Annotated in this window: 11 protein-coding genes; 3 read left to right on the forward strand and 8 right to left on the reverse strand. The window is 61.7% G+C overall.

The features are described from left to right. Positions 1 to 24 precede the first annotated feature (24 nt). A complete protein-coding gene (locus tag K7R21_RS18520; RefSeq protein WP_224984765.1) occupies positions 25 to 570 on the forward strand; it encodes a hypothetical protein in 546 nt (181 codons plus the stop codon). Between the two features lie 94 nt (positions 571 to 664). Here the strand turns inward: K7R21_RS18520 and K7R21_RS18525 are convergent, their stop codons facing one another. The 6 genes from K7R21_RS18525 to mltG form a co-directional block, all read right to left on the reverse strand. Next, a complete protein-coding gene (locus K7R21_RS18525) occupies positions 665 to 1657 on the reverse strand; it encodes a cytochrome c3 family protein (RefSeq protein WP_224984766.1) in 993 nt (330 codons plus the stop codon). A 432-nt stretch (positions 1658 to 2089) separates the two neighbouring features. After that, positions 2090 to 3736: an aspartate:alanine exchanger family transporter gene (locus tag K7R21_RS18530; protein ID WP_224984767.1), complete on the reverse strand. Its 1647-nt coding sequence runs from the start codon at positions 3734 to 3736 to the stop codon at positions 2090 to 2092. Positions 3737 to 3821: 85 nt separating this feature from the next. After that, the gene (locus K7R21_RS18535) at positions 3822 to 6305 is read right to left on the reverse strand and encodes a methyl-accepting chemotaxis protein (RefSeq protein WP_224984768.1); all 2484 of its coding nucleotides are present in this window, start codon (positions 6303 to 6305) and stop codon (positions 3822 to 3824) included. A gap of 86 nt (positions 6306 to 6391) precedes the next feature. Continuing rightward, entirely contained in the window at positions 6392 to 7525 is a 1134-nt protein-coding gene (locus tag K7R21_RS18540; RefSeq protein ID WP_224984769.1) for an ABC transporter substrate-binding protein, read from the reverse strand. A 311-nt stretch (positions 7526 to 7836) separates the two neighbouring features. Further along, the gene (locus K7R21_RS18545; RefSeq protein ID WP_224984770.1) at positions 7837 to 9753 is read right to left on the reverse strand and encodes a response regulator; all 1917 of its coding nucleotides are present in this window, start codon (positions 9751 to 9753) and stop codon (positions 7837 to 7839) included. After that, complete coding sequence (mltG, locus tag K7R21_RS18550) at positions 9754 to 10800, reverse strand: endolytic transglycosylase MltG (RefSeq protein ID WP_224984922.1); 1047 nt, start codon at positions 10798 to 10800, stop codon at positions 9754 to 9756. It abuts the gene before it with no gap. Positions 10801 to 11029: 229 nt separating this feature from the next. On the opposite strand from mltG, the gene K7R21_RS18555 reads away from it, so the two are divergent. Next, positions 11030 to 14431: an alpha-amylase family glycosyl hydrolase gene (locus K7R21_RS18555; RefSeq protein ID WP_224984771.1), complete on the forward strand. Its 3402-nt coding sequence runs from the start codon at positions 11030 to 11032 to the stop codon at positions 14429 to 14431. 90 nt (positions 14432 to 14521) lie between these two features. After that, entirely contained in the window at positions 14522 to 15301 is a 780-nt protein-coding gene (gene scpB / locus K7R21_RS18560) for a methylmalonyl-CoA decarboxylase (RefSeq protein ID WP_224984772.1), read from the forward strand. A gap of 230 nt (positions 15302 to 15531) precedes the next feature. Here scpB and K7R21_RS18565 read toward each other — a convergent pair whose 3' ends face one another. Both K7R21_RS18565 and K7R21_RS18570 read right to left on the reverse strand, forming a co-directional pair. Next, positions 15532 to 15642 carry an RCKP-type rubredoxin-like domain-containing protein gene (locus K7R21_RS18565; protein WP_129127189.1) on the reverse strand — a complete coding sequence of 37 codons (111 nt, stop codon included), beginning with the start codon at positions 15640 to 15642 and terminating at the stop codon, positions 15532 to 15534. 10 nt (positions 15643 to 15652) lie between these two features. Beyond that, positions 15653 to 17164 (reverse strand): M16 family metallopeptidase, encoded by a 1512-nt coding sequence (locus K7R21_RS18570; RefSeq protein WP_224984773.1) that lies wholly within the window; start codon positions 17162 to 17164, stop codon positions 15653 to 15655. Position 17165 lies beyond the last annotated feature (1 nt).

The raw sequence follows: 17165 nt of genomic DNA on the forward strand, positions 1-17165 counted from the left end.
TAATTCCGGGAAAGGAGAACGGCCATGTCAGGACATCATCTTATCGAGCATTTGAAAGCGAAGCCGATGCGGGAAACGGCCCAGGTTGCGACGGGAAATGAGCTTTCCTGGAGCCGGGAACACGTTACCAAGAACGTCGAGCAGTTGCATGTCCTGTCCCGCCGCGGGCTGTGGGGGCTGTTGCTCTTCCTGGGGCTTAGCGCCGCGGCCCTCGCTCTCAGTCAAATGAACGTGTCGTCGGTTGCCCAAGCGGAACTGGAGGGGATCATCGGTCCTCTGCCGTCGGTCGACATGCTCAACCTGGTCCTTGGGATTTCGTGGCTGTCTGCCCTGGTGTTGATCGTGGGGCGCAGGGGGAGTGACGGCAGGCCCGGGTACAGCTGGCACAACGTCGGCCTTCCCGCTGTTTTCTACCCGCTCTATGTCTTCTGTGACACGACCGGCACCTACTTCCCGATGGTGTTCCTTGCCGGCCTCGTCTTACTGCTTTTGGAACACGGCTTCGTGGTCTGCTACACCGCCAAGGCGATCAAGGAGGAAACTGCCCGCCTGGAACGCCTGCGCGATTGATCCTTCTGTGCAGGAACGGCCCTCCATGCACAACCGGCCACTCGATTCCGAGTGGCCGGTTTTTTTGTGCTTCGGGAGTAGAGCAGGGGGCTGGCTAGCCGTGCTGGTGGCAGGAATCGCAGTTGCCGTTCACGGTGAAGGCTGACTTGCCGTCGTGGCAGGCACCGCACGACTTGGCGTTTTTCATCTCGTCCATGGACACGGGCTTGCCGCCGCGTTTGGTCGGGAAGGTACCGCTGTGGCAGTCCTTGCACTTGTACATGCCCAGATGGTTGCTGTGGCTGAACTTGACGTCACCAGCATCGGCGACCTTGAACTTGATCTCCTGGACCGGGTGGCACTTGTCGCATTGTGATACTGCGAAGGCATCCTTGGCATTGTGGCATGCCCCGCACGATTTTCCTTTCTCCATCGCCGCCATGGTGACAGGTTTGCTGGAACCGAGGGGGAACAGCTTTGTATGACAGGAACTGCAGCTGTAGATCTCGACGTGCTTGCTGTGGCTGAAGACGATGGGGCCGGTCTCCTTCACCTTGAACACGACCTGCTTGGGCGAAGGGTGGCAGCCGTCGCACTTGGCGACGCTGAAGGCTTTCTTGCCGTTGTGGCAGGCACCGCAGGATTTCCCCTTCTCCATTTCGGCCATGGAGACCGACTTGTTGGGGCCGGTCTTGTAAAGGGAGTTATGGCAGGCGTTGCACTGCATCGTTTGCAGGTGCTTGTTGTGGCTGAAGAGCACGGGACCGGTCTCTTTCACCTTGAAGGTGATGTTCTTGACCTTGTGACAGGCGGTGCACTTGGCGACGCTGAAGGCCTTGTTGCCGTTATGACACTTGCCGCACGATTTCCCCTTCTCCATGTCGGCCATGGTGTATTTCACTTTGGCCACGCGCGGATTCTCGTGGCACACCTTGCAACTGACGTTGGGGCTCTTCTCCGTTTTCTTCTTGAGGTGCTTGTTGTGGCTGAAGACCACCTTGCCTCCCCCGTCGGTCTGGTAGGTTATGTCCTTCAGTTCGATGGCGTATGCTGCGGAAGATCCTACGGCTAGCGCGGCCAGGACAATGAACGCCGGTTTGAATCTCATGGTTGCCTCCTTTGACGGTAGTGGGATTGGCTTCTTATGATCACTCTGCTACGAGCTGAAATATCGGAGCGGGCCAGGCTGCCGCCGCGCTTTCTGCTGCCACGGATAAACCGGCACGAGTTCTCTTTAGCATTAGCCGTGCCTGATTTTTCCACTAATCGTAACTTCCTGAAAGTACGTAGTTTTTATCCCGACCCCTGGGCAGGCGTCGTCCGCGGCTGTATAAAGATGCTATACACCGAACCGATGCGATTGGAGGTAAGGTGTTGAAAGTAAATCTGTTTTACAGTGGGGGTGTGCGCGGTGGAGGGGCGGCTGCTGTATAGCAAACATATACGAGGCCGTGGGAGATTTTCGGCAACGTGTAATCAAAAGAAGAAGGCCGCGGGAGCAAACGCCCCGCGGCCATCAGAGCCGCCCACTCCGGAGGGGTCACAGCTGGCCCGTCGAAATCAGGATGATGTGTACCAGGATAATCTTGCCGATGGTGGCAAACGGGAACACGCAGGCGTAGCCCTGGTCGGAAAGGTCGTTGCCAGTCTGCTCCTTGATGTAGCCGAGGCCCGGCGTGGAAGTGTGCATACCGGCGACGATACCCACCGCCAGCGTCATCGGCAGCTTCAGCACCTTGTGGGCGATGAACAGGCCGAGAAAGGCGGTGACGGAGGTGACGCAGACGCCGGTGATGAAGATGCTGCCGCCGCCACCGTGGCTCAAGGTGGTGAGCAAGCTGTAGCCGGAGCGGGTGCCGATGCCGGCCAGGAACAGCACCAGCCCCACCTGTTTCAGCACCATGCTGGCGCTGTAGGGGAGGCTCCACACCATCTTGCCGGTCCGGCCGAAGGTGCCCAGCAGGATGCCGACGATGAGCGGCCCACCAGCGAAGCCGAGCTGCATACTGCCGCCACCGGGAAAGGGGAAGGGAATCAGGCCCAGGATCAGCCCGATAACAAGGCCGAGGCTGAAGGTCATCACGTCCACCTCGCTGACCCGGCGGTAGGAATTGCCGAAGAAGGCGGCGACGTCATCCATACACGTCTTGTGCGCCAAGACCCTCACTACGTCACCTAATTCCAGGACCATCTCGGCCTCTGGTAGGAACTCGTTGTCCCCGCGTCGTACCAGCGTGATCACCTCGCCGAAGCGCTGGTCCTGATGCAATTCACCGATGGTGCGCCCGATGGCCTGGGGGCTGGAGACGAAAACCCTGCGGTACTCGTACTCGGTACGGTCCAGCCCCAGGCGCTCCTTGCTCCTCCTTTCCCCAAGCACCGTGGCGATCTTTTCGATTTCGTGCGGCGCCCCGGCGACCATGGCCAGATCCCCGGCTTGCAGCACCGTTGCGGATCCCGCAAAGAAGAAATCATCCCCCCGTTTGATCCGGCTGAAGATTACCTCGCAGTTGTTGGATTTGTTCAGGTTTTGAACGGTGAGGTCGGGAGGGTCCACCTTCTGTACCTTGATGGTGCAGTGCACCAGTGAGTTGCGGTCTTCGGGCTTGCGCAGTACCTTGAACTCCGCCTGGTAGTCCACCTTCCAGATTTTTTGACACACGTTGATGGTCAACATGAGGCCAATAACGCCGATGGGATAGGCGACGGAGAAGCCGACCACAGGCTCGGCGAGCAGCGTTTCCAGCATTTCCGGCGGTGCGATCTGGCGTATCGATTCCAGCGCGCCGCCCAACGCCGGCGATGCGGTCATGCTGCCGCAGAAGATGCCGGCGGCGATTCCGGGCTTGATGGCGAAGTACTTTTGCAGTGCGATGCAGAGCGCCGCAGAAGCGCAGAGCACGATGCCGGCGAGACCGTTATTCATCACCCCGTTGCGCCGAAAGGTCGAGATGAAGGAGGGGCCGGCGGAGAGACCGACGGTATAGACGAAGAGTGCCTGTCCCATGATGTACACGATGGCCGGCGCCTTCATGTCGGGGTGGAGCATACCGAAGCCGAGCCCGACGAAGAGGACGGCGCCGACGCCAAGGGTGATGCCGTACACCTTGATCTTGCCCAGGGGGTAACCCAATGCTGCGACCATGAGCAGAAGCATCAACGGGTTCTCGAGGAGTATCTTGATCATGATTGCCACCTCTATCGCCGGCGGGCGCTTGCGGCGCCCGCCCCTGATGAACCTCACGCCGCCCTTTTATGTCTCACGTCCCTAGTTATTCGCTCAGCTTGAACTGCCCCACCAGTTTTTGCTGCTCCTCAGCCAGCCGCGACAGCAACAGCGCGGACGAGGCCGACTCCTGCGCGTTCTTGGCGGTATCCTGCACCACTTCGTTGATGCTCTGGATGTTGTTGCTGATTTCCACCGTGGTGGCTGTCTGCTCCTCGGCCGCAGTGGCGATCTGGTTCACCTGCAGGGTGACCGATCCTATCTGCTGCAGGATCTCCTCCAGGGCTGCCCCGGACTTGGCCGCCTCGACCGTTCCCGCCTCGACCCGGCTCACTCCCGACTGCATAACGTCGATAGCCCCCTTGGTCTGCTGCTGCACTGCTTTAATCATTTCCCCGATTTCACGGGTGGCGCTCGCGGTCCGCTGCGCCAGCGCGCGCACCTCGTCGGCCACTACGGCAAATCCGCGCCCCTGTTTTCCCGCACGCGCTGCCTCGATGGCGGCGTTCAAGGCCAGCAGGTTGGTCTGATCGGCGATGTCGTTGATGGTGTTGACGATGGCGCCGATCTGTTCCGACTTCTGCCCCAGGTCGCCGATGGTGACTGCTGAGGCTCGCACCTGGTCCGCAATCTGGTTCATCCCCTGAACCGTCCCCTTGACCACGTCGGCGCCGGCGACCGCAGCGTCATTGGCCTGCTTGGAGCCGGCTGCGGCCTGGGTGCAGCTGACCGCGATGTCGTTGGAGGTGGCTGCCATCTCCTCGCTGGCCGTTGCCACCGTGGCCGCCTGTTCGGCGACCCGCGCCGCCCCGGTCGCCATCTGCTCTGCTGCGCAGGAGAGTTCGGTCGAGGTGGAGGCGACCTGGGTGGTGTTGTGTGACACCCGCGAGATCACCTCGTGGAAGTGCACCACGATGTTGTTGATGCTGCTGCAGATGTCGCCGATCTCGTCGTTGGAGCCGACCTTGATGCGCTTGGTGAGGTTGCCGTCGGCGATCTCGGCGGTGACCAGCTTGGCGTGGAAGAGGGGCTTGGTGATGGAGGCGATGATGCGCAGGCTGATCACCAGTGAGATCAGCACCACGGCGATGGAAACCGCAATCATGACATAGGAGAGCAGGGTGGCGTTGTCGACCGCGCTGCGCACGCCGGTCAGGATCTGCTGCTGGTTCTCCCCAATGCTCTTGACCTGCTCCTCGCTTCTCTGTGCCTGCTCGCGCGAAATGCCGCGCGCTGACTCGAGCGCCCTCTGCATGGCGGCGTTGCTCCGGATCACCCCCATCTTGGTGGCCTCTATCTTCTGGATCGAGGCCGAGGCGCGGCGCACTGTTTCCGATACGTCGGAGATCTTCTGAGCCAGGTCCTTCTGCCCCGATTCAAGCAGCACCTTCCCCGCCAGGACGATGTTGGTGTCGATCCGCTTGCGGGTTTGGGCCAGGGTGCTGACCAGTTTCCCCACCTCGGCGTCGGTGGCGCTGAGCATGATCTGGCGCACGCCAGAGTTAAGTTCCTTCACGTCGACGCTGATGTTGCTTCCCGCCTCCATGACCGTATTGGCCGCATTCTGGAAGCCAAGCGAAGAGACCACCTTGTTGCGGTCCTTCACGATCTGCAGTTCGAGGGTGTCGATGGTGTTGAAGATCTTCCTGCTGTTTTCTTCCAGCGGCTTCATGATGTCGCGCGCCTTGTTGGCGTAATGTTCCGCGTCGGCCTTTTCGGGGGTGTTGAGCATCTCCAGCTTGAGCGCCACCAGCCCCCCCTCTTCGGCGCCGATCTGGTTCAGGATGTCGGTGGCCACCCCCTTGACCTCCTTGATGGCTGGGTTGTCCCCCTGGTCCACCTCGATGTTCCGGGTTAGTTCCACCGTGTTCTTAAGGCGCTCCCGCAGCGGTGCCACCTTGAACTTGTTCTTGACCAGCTCCAGGTCGCTCAGGATGATGTTGATGTCCTTGAGCCGGCTTTGCAGGGTGAGGAGCTTCTTGATAGAGCTGTTGACTTGGAGGTTGGCGGCTTGGGAGGAGTTGATGTTGGAGAGGGCGCTGCTCCCCATCTCGCTGATCTGCTTGCGCAATGCCACCACGCTTGCCTCGGCCTTTTGCAGCTCCGAGTTCACCGTGGCGATCTCGCTTTTAAAGAGCGTCATGTCCTTGAGCCGCTGCGAGGCCACCTGGACCACGGTCTTCTCGATGTCCCGCAGCACCGCGGTGTCTACGCCGCTGGAGGCCGCACCACCCTGGACGATCTGGTCGTTCAGCTCCTCCATCCTCTTGATGCGGGTGGTGATCGACTCCGAGAGATGGGCCACCTCGGCCGGTTCTGTGGTCATCTCCAGCCGCATGAAGTCCGCGGAAACTTTTTCCACCGTCTGCTGCAACTCCAGCATCTTCAGGTGCAGCGGAGTCGATTTACCGGTCAGGATCTCGATGCTGGACTTGACCTTGGCGATGGAAAAGAGCCCGATCCCGGCCAGGACGGAAATGCCGACGATGGTCAGCGCGATGTTGCCCAGAAGCTTGCTTTTGACGGTCATTGCCACCCCCGCAGTAAGGTTGCAGTACCAATAAAACTGGTGCCGTGCAGAACACGGCACCGGTTACCTGCGCTTCATGCCTTTCGCTACTTGAGGGAAGTGAGCTTGTCCCCCTTGACCACCTGCAGGTAGACATTGTCCTGCCCCTGGTGGTTGTCCTGGGAGAACGTCAGCTTGATACCCCCCATGTCTGCCCCTTTCATGCTCTCGTACGCCTGGATGAAGGCTGCCTGGGTAGGCGGGTTGCCGGCTTTTTCAAGCGCCATGATCATTGACTTGGCCGCCATACACCCCTCCATGCTCACCGAGTTGAAGCCGACGTCCTCAGGGTTCTTTTCGATCGCTTCCTTGCACTCCTTGGTGATGGGAAGCGACAGGTCATCCAGCTCCGGCACTACCTGGCTCATGACGATCCCCTCGGAGGCGCCCGGTCCCACCGCCTTGACCAGGTTCATGCCGCCGGCAAACGAGCCCGAGGCGAGGTAGGCACTGACCCCTTCCTTGCGCGCCATTTTGATGAACTCCGCGCCTGGCTTGTAGACGGCACCGACGATGATGGCGTCGGGCTTGCCGGCCATGATGCTGGCGAGACCGGCGGTGACGGCCACGGTGTTCCTTTCGAACGAGCCCTTGGATACCAGGCTCAGGCCATGACGCTTGACGGCATTTTCGGTGGAGGAGAGGATGTCAGTGCCCAGGCCGTCGTTCTGGTAGAAGACGGCAAAGCGCTTGGCTCCTTGCTTGACCAGCTGGTCGACGATGCGGTCCACTTCCTGCTGATAGCTCGCCCTGATGTGGAACACCTCCCGGACCACCGGCGTGCGCAGTTCCGTCGCGCCGGTCCTCGGGTTGATGTAGGGGAGCTTGTATTCCTTGACCACCGGGAGGCTCGCCACGCAGTTGGAGGTGCCTACCGACCCGACCACTGCGAACACCTTCTGCTCGTCGGCGAGCTTGAGCAGGCAGTCGATGGTCTTGTCGGTAAGCATCTGGTCGTCCAGGGTCACCAGTTCCACCTTCCTGCCGTTGACGCCCCCCTTGGCGTTGACCGCCTTGAAGTACGCTTCTACCCCCACCTTCATCCCCCGTCCGGAGCCCTTGTTGGCTCCGGTCTGGTCGTTCACCATGCCGATCTTGACCACGCCGCCCACCGGCCCCGCGGCATGTGCCGTCGGAACGATCATCATCAACACCACGGTCAGGAACATCATTTTTTTCATGACATCCTCCTTCTCTCTGGTAGGGCCTGCAGGGGGCGAAGGGGACGGCGGGCGGGGAGATTTCCCTCGCTTCCTTGCCGCCTTAGCCGCGCGGTTCCCCCGGTCGGCACCGTATTAGAAAAACTTTAAGATAATATCTGCTAATGATTGGTTGGCAAGCCGATCTCTTAGCCGGGATCAGTCGTTGTCCCGGTGCAGTCATCGCAAGCAGGGGGCGTAGTCGGCGCTGGGCGGAAAACACATGAGGGGAAAAAGAAAAGGCCTCATGTGATGAGGCCTCTGGGCGGGTCGGGATGGTGAGGAAGCAGCTATCAGCCGAAGATGCGTTTGAAAAGTCCCTTCTTCTCCGCTTCGCGACGCTCCTTGATCAGGTGCATTCCCCCCTGGGCGTGCGACTGGTGCGGGTTCAGCTTGAGGGCCTTCTGGAATTCGCCCTCCGCCAGCCCGTCCCTCCCTTCGTCGAGCAGCATCCAGCCGCGGAAGGCGAAGGCGTCGGCGTTACGTTCGGCCTGCAGGCTCTTGGAAAGTAGCATGCGGCACTTCTCCAAGGCACCCTGGGAACGCTGGTTACCCGGGTTCTTATAGATGGACCAGGCGAGGAAGGCGCTAGTCTGGGCATCGTTGGGGTTGAGGGTGTAGGCGTCCTGCAGGGCACGCTCGGCGTTGCCGAAATCCTCCATCTCCAGGAACACCTTGCCGGACTGGAACTGGATGCGCGCCTGCAACTCGTCTTCGCGCTTGCCGCCAAGGCCAACGGTGTCGGCGTTTAGCATCTCGTCGTAGCGCTCCTTGGCGATGACGCTGGAAAGTGTGTTGTAGGCGTTGGCGTAGTGGGAAAGAACATCCTGGGCGCGTCCCAGGGTGTCGCCGGCGAGCTGCATGAACTTTTCCGGCGAGTACTCGCGGGTCTTGGCGAAGTAGGCGTCCTTCAAGGTGGCGAAGCTGAAAGTGCCCGCTGTCATGCCGAAGATCTCGTAATAGTTCTTGTTCTGGATCGCGGCGTAGTCCCGCTGCACTTCCTGCTCGAAGTCGATTTCGCTGGCGGACAGCGGTGCTGCCATGCCTTTCTTGCCGATCACCAATTCAATCGATTCCGACACCTCGTCGACCAAGTCCGCGAAGCTGACCGCCTCCCCGCGCCGCTCCTCGACTTCCTCGATGGGACGGTTGAAGATAAGTTTCTGCGGGAAATCGGGCTGTTGGTCGGCAACTGGCGCTGCGGACATGGCTAGCATGCCGAGGCGCGCCAGGAGGTCGAGCAGTACCGCTCCCCGAGCCGGGGTGGCGCAGTCCGCAAGGACGGCTTGTACCGTTTTCCCCTGGCCCAGCTGCTGCAGCAGGTCTACCTCTTCCGGCCCCATGTTGAGCAGGTTCACCAGGCGGAAGTACTCCGTTGTGCGTGCCGGGCACAGGGTGCCGTTGCTGGCGAGGTACGGGGCGAGATCGAAGGTGGCGGCGCCGGCGGCCTGGTGCAGAAGGCGCGGCACGGAAAGGGGCGTCAGGGGGAGTTCGATGCCGGTGAGGTCGGCGGTGAAGCGGGGGGACTGGTTCTGCAGCAGCGCCTCCACGAGGGCGCGGAACAGGAACAGGCGGGACTGCTCCTGCAGATCGTCGTAGCCGATCAAGCCGGCTTCCACCAGCGGCAAGCGTCCGGGGCGGGCCGGAGGGAACTCCGCCAGGTCGCTGCGCTGCAGGTGGTTGACCGAGACCAGGAACGGAACGAACCTTGGCGACGAGAAGCTGGCCGGCTCCCCGCCGACCACGAAGATCCTGGTCCCGCCACGCAGTTCGAGCATGCCGTTGGCGCCGCTACGGTAGAGTTCCAGGAGCAGCCGGCCGATGTCCCTGCGGGCGGGACCATCTTCCAAGGCCCCCTGCACGGCCTTCACTAAATCGTCCTTGCCGAACGGCTTTTCCAGGTATGCCTTTACCCCCAGCTTGGCCGCGGCGCGTGCGTAGGCTTCGCCGCGAAAGGCCCCGGTCATGATCACCACCGGTAGCTCCTTGAGTGCCGCGCTGCGGCGCACCCGCTGCAAGAGCTCGACGCCGTTCATCCCCGGCAGCTTCAGGTCCAGCACCAGGAGGTCGAAGCGCTGCCCCTGCAAGAGCGCGAGCGCGGCATCGCCGCTGCCGGCGCACTTCACCTGGTGCCCGCGCCCCTCCAGTACGGTGCGCAGCATTGCGGTGAGTTTCTCGTTGTCCTCCACCAGCAGAATGCTGCCCGTCATCTAGCTTCCTCCCTGCGCGGCCGCAGCAGGCGCCTTGAGATACTTTTGCACCGCCTGGTTATGGGACGAGAGGTCGTTGGAGAACTGGTGACTGCCGTCACCCCGCCCGACGAAATAGAGGTAGGACACGGCGGCCGGGTTGAGCACCGCCTCGATGGCGTCCTTGCCCGGATTACCGATCGGGCCCGGGGGGAGGGCCGGTATGAGGTACGTATTGTACGGGGTTGGTTTCAGGATGTCGTCCCGTCTCACCTTGCCGGCGAAAGCGCGCACCCCGTACAGCGCGGTGGGATCGCTCTGCAGTCGCATGCCGAGCCGCAAACGGTTCTGGAACACTGCGGCGATGAGCGGTTTCTCGGCGGGGAGCACCGCTTCCTTCTCGACCATGGAGGCGAGGGTGAGCAGCTTCTGCACCGGGACCCCTTTGGCCTTGGCCCGGCCGTCCACCGACTCCTTCAGGAAGGCCTGCTGCCGCTGCACCATTTCGCGCACGACATCCACCTCCGTCTTGCCTGGCAGGATGTTGTAGCTCCCGGGGAAGAGGTACCCTTCAGCGCTGGCGGCATCGATGCCGAGGTCCTTGAGCAGCGCCGTGTCGCGGCAGGCGGCCAGGAAATTTTCCTTGGTGAAGATGCCGCGTTTCTCCAGCATCTCCGCCACCTGGTAGCTGGAGTATCCCTCCGGCAGCGCGAACATGCGCTGGTAGATGTCGCCGTTGATCATCTTGGCGAGGATCTGGCTCGGACGCATGCCGTCGTCGAGCTGGTAGTACCCCGCCTTGAGCCGGGCGTCGCCTCCTTTGAGACGTGCGTAGAGGGTGAAGAGGCGGGCACTGGAAAGGATGCGGCGTGCCTCGAGGTCGCTGGCCAACGCTTTCAGCGGGCGACCCTTGCCTAGTTCGACGATCTCCACGCGTTTGCCGTCGCCGGGAGGAAACAGCAGGAACCGGGAAAAACGGGTGATGGGTACCAGGGTGACTATCAGCAGCAGTGCGAGGCAGAGTTTGCGCTGCCGCCGGAAGATATCTTTGAGGCTGGAAGCTACGATGGCACTATCCTATGCAATACGATGCTTTTGCTAACTCAGCACTAGGTTTAGGGGAAATCGGCTACAGTGTCAAGGCCAAATGCCAGAGCGGGCGGAGCTAGAAAAGCTGGTTTGTGTAATTTAATAATATTTTTTTTAAAGACAGTGGGGCATTTCCAATGTATCATATCTAGCCGTGCCGCTTGGCCCGAAGCGGTCCACCACTACAGTTGGGCAGACGAGGTGCTTGATGAAGCAGAGGTTTATTAACTCCGACTACTTCCCGTTTCAGATCCAGATTTCCGCCGCCTGCGGCGACCGCATCGAACTGCGTGGCATTCTCGAGGAACTGGGGGACGTGCCCGGCATCATTTATGCGCGCCGTGTCGCGACCAAGCTGAACAAGCAGCTCGCGCCGCACGAGCCCGCCATCATGCCGGGGCTGCTGCATCTTTATTCCATCCTGAGCCGGGTCTACCGCTATGTGATGGGGCAATACTGCGCCAAACAGCAGCCCGGCGTTATCGCGGCGCTCATGGCCCAGGCCGGTTATCCGGACTTCGGTGGCGACGCCGGGACCGCGCTGCAGCGCTTCATGGAGCTGTTCCCTTCGCAGCAGATGGTGCTGGGCGGCGACACCCCGCACGGCTTCCTGGCTGGCGACGACGAAGAGTCAACCCGCCGTCAGGCGCTTTCCGCGGAACTGCTGCTCATGCTGTTAAACGGAGAAAACCGGGCCCTGGACCAATTCCGCCGCCTGTTCGACGCCTCGCAGTTGGCCGAATCGTCCCCCTACCTCAAGGTGACCTCCGAGCTGGACCGGCGCCTGGCCCAGGCTCCCCCCGTCGAGCCGATAGGCGTTTCCCTGCCCGAGCTTCTGCGGGCGCCTATCAAAGCCTCCCCGGATTCGCTGGCCGGGCAGATCGCCTACATCAGGGAACACTGGGGCGCCATCCTTCCCCAGGAACTGCTCACCGAGCTGGTCACCGCGCTGGACATCGTATCCCAGGAAGGACGTGCCTTCTTCGGCGGCCCCGGCGAACCCAAGGTGCTCCGTTTCGGCCGCGGCGCCCGCGGCGGCGACGATTACCCCGAATACGAGCGTTTCTCCCAGGACGCCGACTGGATGGCCAACGTGGTGATGATCGCCAAGATGGTGTACGTCTGGCTGGGGCAGCTCGCCAAGACTTACCAGACCGAGGTGCGCACCCTGGATCAGATCCCTGATGCGGAGCTGGACCGGCTCGCCGGCTTTGGTTTTAGTGCACTCTGGCTGATCGGTGTCTGGGAGCGCTCCCCCTCCTCGCAGCAGATCAAGCGTATCGCCGGCAACCAGGAGGCGATCTCATCGGCCTACTCGCTCTACGACTACGTCATCGCCCATGACCTCGGAGGCGAGTGGGCGCTGGATAACCTGCGTCAGCGCTGCGCCGCTCGCGGCATCCGCCTGGCGAGCGACATGGTCCCTAACCACACCGGCCTTTACTCCAAGTGGACCGTCGAGCACCCGGACTGGTTCATCCAGCTCGACTACCCGCCCTACCCGGACTACCAGTTCAACGGCCCCGACCTTTCCCCGGACGGGCGCATCGGACTCTTCATCGAGGACGGCTACTGGGACAAGCGCGACGCGGCGGTAGTCTTCAAGCACCTCGATCGCGGCAACGGCCGGGTCCGCTACATCTACCACGGTAACGATGGCACCTCTACCCCCTGGAACGACACAGCCCAGCTGAACTACCTGATCCCCGAGGTGCGCGAGGCGGTTATTGGCACCATCCTCCACGTGGCACGCCAGTTCCCCATCATCCGTTTCGATGCCGCCATGACGCTGGCCAAGAAGCATTACCAGCGCCTGTGGTACCCGCTGCCGGGGCACGGCTCCGGCGTCCCCTCGCGCGCCGAGTTTGGTATGGACCGTCCCAGCTTCGACGAGGTCTTTCCGACCGAGTTCTGGCGCGAGGTGGTGGACCGGGTGGCTGTGGAGGCACCCGACACCTTGCTGCTGGCCGAGGCCTTCTGGCTCATGGAAGGGTACTTCGTCAGGACCCTGGGCATGCACCGGGTCTACAACTCCGCTTTCATGAACATGCTGAAGATGGAGGAAAACGCCAAGTACCGGCAGACCGTGAAAAACGTGCTCGAGTTTGAGCCGGAGATCCTGAAGCGCTTCGTGAACTTCATGAACAACCCGGACGAGCGAACCGCCGTGGAGCAGTTCGGCAAGGAAGGGAAGTACTTCGGCGCCACCGTGCTCCTGGTTACCATGCCCGGCCTCCCCATGTTCGGCCACGGCCAGATCGAGGGGTTCCACGAGAAGTACGGCATGGAGTACCGGCGTGCCTACTGGGATGAACCGGTGGACCAGCACCTGGTGGCACGCCACGAAAGCGATATCTTCCCGCTCATGCGCCGGCGCCACATCTTCTCCGGCAGCGAGCAGTTCACCTTGTACGACTTCTACGCGGGGCAGAGCGTCAACGAGAACGTGTTCGCCTATTCCAACAGAAATGACGGCGAGCGCGGCCTGATCCTGTTCCACAACGCCTTCGCCACCACCGCGGGCTGGATCCGCACCTCCTGCGCCGTTTTGAGGAAAAACGCCTCCGGCGGCAACACGCTGGCGCAGACCACCCTCGGGGATGCATTAAGCTTCAAACGGGACGGCCGCCATTACTACAGCTTCCGGGACTACGCCTCCGGCCTGTGCTACCTGAGAAACGGCCGCGACCTCTGCGACCAGGGGCTTTACGTCGAGATGGGCGCCTACGAGTACCACGCCTTCCTCGATTTCAAGGAGCTCTATGACGACGATTACGGCACCTGGGGGACGCTCTGCCATCGGCTCAACGGCGCCGGCGTCGAGAACCTCGACGAAGAGGTGAAAAAGGTGCGCTACGGCGCCCTGCACGAGTCGTTCAGGTTGTTCCTGGCCAAGGTGGCCGTGGTGCTGCAGGAGCCCGGTGTTGCCCCGCAGACCCGCATCGCCCCGCTGGAGCCGCTGCTTGCCTCCTTCTACAAGGCGTTGGCGCCGGAGGCGCCGGAAAAGGCGCAGCGCGCCCTGCTCGGCGTGTTCGGCACTGAATTCCTGCAGGCTCTGCAAACGGTTGGGGAAGGGGAACTGCTTCCCGCGGAGTGGCTTTTGCTGACCGCTTTCCTGGCACTGCACCGGAGTGGGGGGCTGACAAAGAGCGAGAGCGTGCAGCTGTTCGAGGAGTTCGGGCTGGTGCACCCGCTGGTGCAGGTCTTCCAGACCCTCCCCCCAGCGGAACCGGAACAGGTCGTCGATCTCCCCCCGCGTGCCTTCGGCAAGCTGCTTGGGCTCCTGCTGCGGCACGAGTCGTTCCTGGTTAATTGCCGCGCCATCGGGCCGACCCGCTGCTCGGCCGCCCTTTTCTCGGACAAGGTAGCCGCCAAGTTCCTGTTCCTGCACGAAAGCGACGGCGCACAGTGGTTCAACAAGGAGCGCTTCGAGCTCCTGGTGGACTGGCTGGCACAGGTGGAGCCCTTCGCGGAGGTTCCCGCCGAAGCAAAGGCCGCCAAGACGCAGGAACTGCCGGTCAAGGCCGTGGCCAACCTCATGAAGGAGAGCGCTGCTGCAGCCGGTTACCGGCTCGACCAGCTAATGAACGTTTTGCAGACCGGCTTCTGATTTTTCCGAGTTACCTGTTAGAATCAGAGCTGGCGCTTGATCTTCCGGAGCGCCCTTATCTATCGCATCAATGAAAGAGAGGGGAGAGCAATGGCGGTCATCAATACGGCACTGCAGGACAACGTAGGGACCATCACCTTCAATGACCCCGAGCACCGCAACATGCTCAGCGGCACCATGATCGACGAGATGCTGCAGTCGATCGGCGCGCTCCAGAAGGGGAGGATGAGGGTGCTGGTGATTCGGGCCCCGAAGGGGTCCAAGGTCTGGTCGGCCGGGCACGACGTGCACGAGCTGCCGCTGCCGGGACGCGATCCGCTTTCCTATCACGACCCGCTGGTGACCGTGCTCCGCTCGATCCAGAGCCTCCCCATTCCGGTCATCGCCATGATCGAGGGGAGCGTCTGGGGGGGCGCCTGCGACCTGGCCCTTTCCTGCGACATCCTGATCGGCAGCCCCAGCGCCTCGTTCTGCATGACCCCGGCGAAGATCGGCGTCCCCTACAACGTCTCGGGGATCCTGCACTTCATGAACATCATGGGGGTTAACTTTGCCAAAGAGATGTTCTTCACGGCGGAGCCGCTTTCGGCGGAGCAGGCGAGCAAGGCGGGACTTTTGAACCATCTGATCGAGGCGGACCAGCTGGAAGAGTTCACCTACACTATGGCCCACAAGATCACCAAGAACAGCCCGCTCTCCATTGGGGTGATCAAGGAGCAGATCCGGCTGCTAGCGAGCGCACATCCCCTTTCACCGCTCACCTTCGAGCGGGTGCAGGGGCTCAGGCGCACCGTCTACGACAGCAAGGACTACGCGGAAGGGATCAAGGCCTTCCTCGAGAAGCGCCCCCCGGTCTTCACGGGGGATTAACCCGCAGCCTTCAGGCAAGACCGGTGTTAATTTACTCCCTCTCCCTCCGGGAGAGGGCTGGGGTGAGGGCGATGCCCCAGGCAAAATGTCACTTCGTGGCCAGGCCCTCACCCGGCCTTCGCCACCCTCTCCCCGAGGGAGAAGGTAAAGGACAAAAAAGCCCGACCGGTTGCCGGTCGGGCTTTTCATTGTTGTTCCTGTAGGGGCGAATAATCATTCGCCTGCCCCTGTTATTCCTCAGCCTTCTCGAAGTTCCCCTTCTCCTGGCACTGCGGGCACTTCTGCGGTTTGCAGCGACCTTCCTTGGTGAATCCACAGCTCTTGCATTTCCACGTTGCCATAACGTCCCTCCTATTTGTTGTTGTTCAGCTTGATTTCCTGCACCTTTCCGAACACAGAAAGCGGCTGGTCGAACTTCTTTTCGTCCCCGACCACGACCAGTTTCATCGCGTCGGGACGCAGGTATTGCTTGGCCACACGCAGCACGTCGGCGCGGGTGACGCGGGCGATGTTGTCCCGGTAGTTTTCCAGGTACCCCTTGGGATAGCCGTAGAACTCCAGGCGCGCCTGCTGCGCAACCACCGAACTGCTCTTCTCGAAGGCGAAGATGAAGGAGTTGATGATGGATTCCTTGGCCAGTTGCAGCTCCGCCTCGGAGACCTCGGCCTGGGTCATGCCGGTGATGATCGACTCCAGCAGCCTAATGGTGCGCGCGGTCGATTCCACCTTGGTCTCGGTCTCGGCGATGAATGGCCCCTTGAAGCGCCGCCCCGGGTCGAAGTAGGCGTCCACGTTGTAGGCGAGCCCCTGGTTGGATCGGATCTCTTGGGTGAGCCGGGAGGTGAAGCCGCCGCCGAGGATGTAATCCATCACCTTGATGGCGTACAGGTCCGGGTTGTTTTTGTCGATGCCGAGGTGTCCCATGCGGATTACCGACTGGTTCACCTCTTTTTGCACGTGCAGCACCGCCGGGGTCATCTCCTCGTTCGGTTTGGGCACCACCGGGAAGGCGGCGCTCTGGTTGGGCCAGCCGCCGAAGAGCGCCTCCAGCTTCTTGAGCAGTTCCGCCCGGTCGAAATCACCGGAAACGGCCAGGATCATGTTGGCCGGGTAGAAGTAGCGCTTGTGGAAGGCAATCAGGTCGTCGCGGGTGATGGCGTTCACCGTTGCGACGGTCGGAATGCGCCCGAGCGGGTGGCCGGCGTATATGACACGGGTCAGCTCACGCCCGGCAACCGCTTTCGGGTCGTCGTTCTGGCGCCTGATCCCCTCGATGGCGTGGCTCTTGGCGAGCTCGAAACGAGCCGGGGCGAAGGCCGGTTCCCGGACCACCTCTGCAAAGAGCGTGAGAGTGCGGTCCAGGTTCTTCGACAGCGTGGCGAAGGAGACGCTGGCGTTGTCGGAGTTCATGCCCGACTCGATGGAGGAGGCCATGAACTCCAGCTCCCGGTCCAGCTTTTCCGGCGGGGTCTTCAAGGTACCGCCGCTTCTCAGTGTGGCGCCGGTAAGGGCCGCGAGTCCTACCTTCGCGTCCGGTTCGTAAAGGCTCCCCACGTTCAGGTAGCTGGTCAGGTTCACGATCGGCAGCTCGCGGTCCTGCAGGAGGTACACGACCATGCCGTTTTTCAGTTGCACGCGCTCGGTCTTCGGGGCCTGGAACTTGAGCTGCGGGAAGGTCATGGTGCGCGGGTTCGCGGGCGCGGCTGCCTGCTGCACTCCCGATATTGCGTCACGCTTGGCTGCCGCTATGGCACTGGACCTGAAGGCGTAGGCCTCGGGAATACCGACGGCGAGCAGGAACGCGAACATGGCCAGACGGGCCAGGACAGATGTGCTGAACAAGCGCTTGCTGATTGAAATCATT

The organism is Geomonas agri (assembly GCF_020179605.1).
GTDB lineage: Bacteria > Desulfobacterota > Desulfuromonadia > Geobacterales > Geobacteraceae > Geomonas > Geomonas agri.

Coding starts and splice junctions, on each gene's coding strand:
- K7R21_RS18565 (WP_129127189.1), bottom strand. CDS start 15,642: ATGGCAACGTGGAAATGCAAGAGCTGTGGATTCACCAAGGAAGGTCGC.
- K7R21_RS18525 (WP_224984766.1), bottom strand. CDS start 1,657: ATGAGATTCAAACCGGCGTTCATTGTCCTGGCCGCGCTAGCCGTAGGA.
- K7R21_RS18530 (WP_224984767.1), bottom strand. CDS start 3,736: ATGATCAAGATACTCCTCGAGAACCCGTTGATGCTTCTGCTCATGGTC.
- scpB (WP_224984772.1), top strand. CDS start 14,522: ATGGCGGTCATCAATACGGCACTGCAGGACAACGTAGGGACCATCACC.
- K7R21_RS18535 (WP_224984768.1), bottom strand. CDS start 6,305: ATGACCGTCAAAAGCAAGCTTCTGGGCAACATCGCGCTGACCATCGTC.
- K7R21_RS18520 (WP_224984765.1), top strand. CDS start 25: ATGTCAGGACATCATCTTATCGAGCATTTGAAAGCGAAGCCGATGCGG.
- K7R21_RS18540 (WP_224984769.1), bottom strand. CDS start 7,525: ATGAAAAAAATGATGTTCCTGACCGTGGTGTTGATGATGATCGTTCCG.
- K7R21_RS18555 (WP_224984771.1), top strand. CDS start 11,030: ATGAAGCAGAGGTTTATTAACTCCGACTACTTCCCGTTTCAGATCCAG.
- K7R21_RS18545 (WP_224984770.1), bottom strand. CDS start 9,753: ATGACGGGCAGCATTCTGCTGGTGGAGGACAACGAGAAACTCACCGCA.
- K7R21_RS18570 (WP_224984773.1), bottom strand. CDS start 17,164: ATGATTTCAATCAGCAAGCGCTTGTTCAGCACATCTGTCCTGGCCCGT.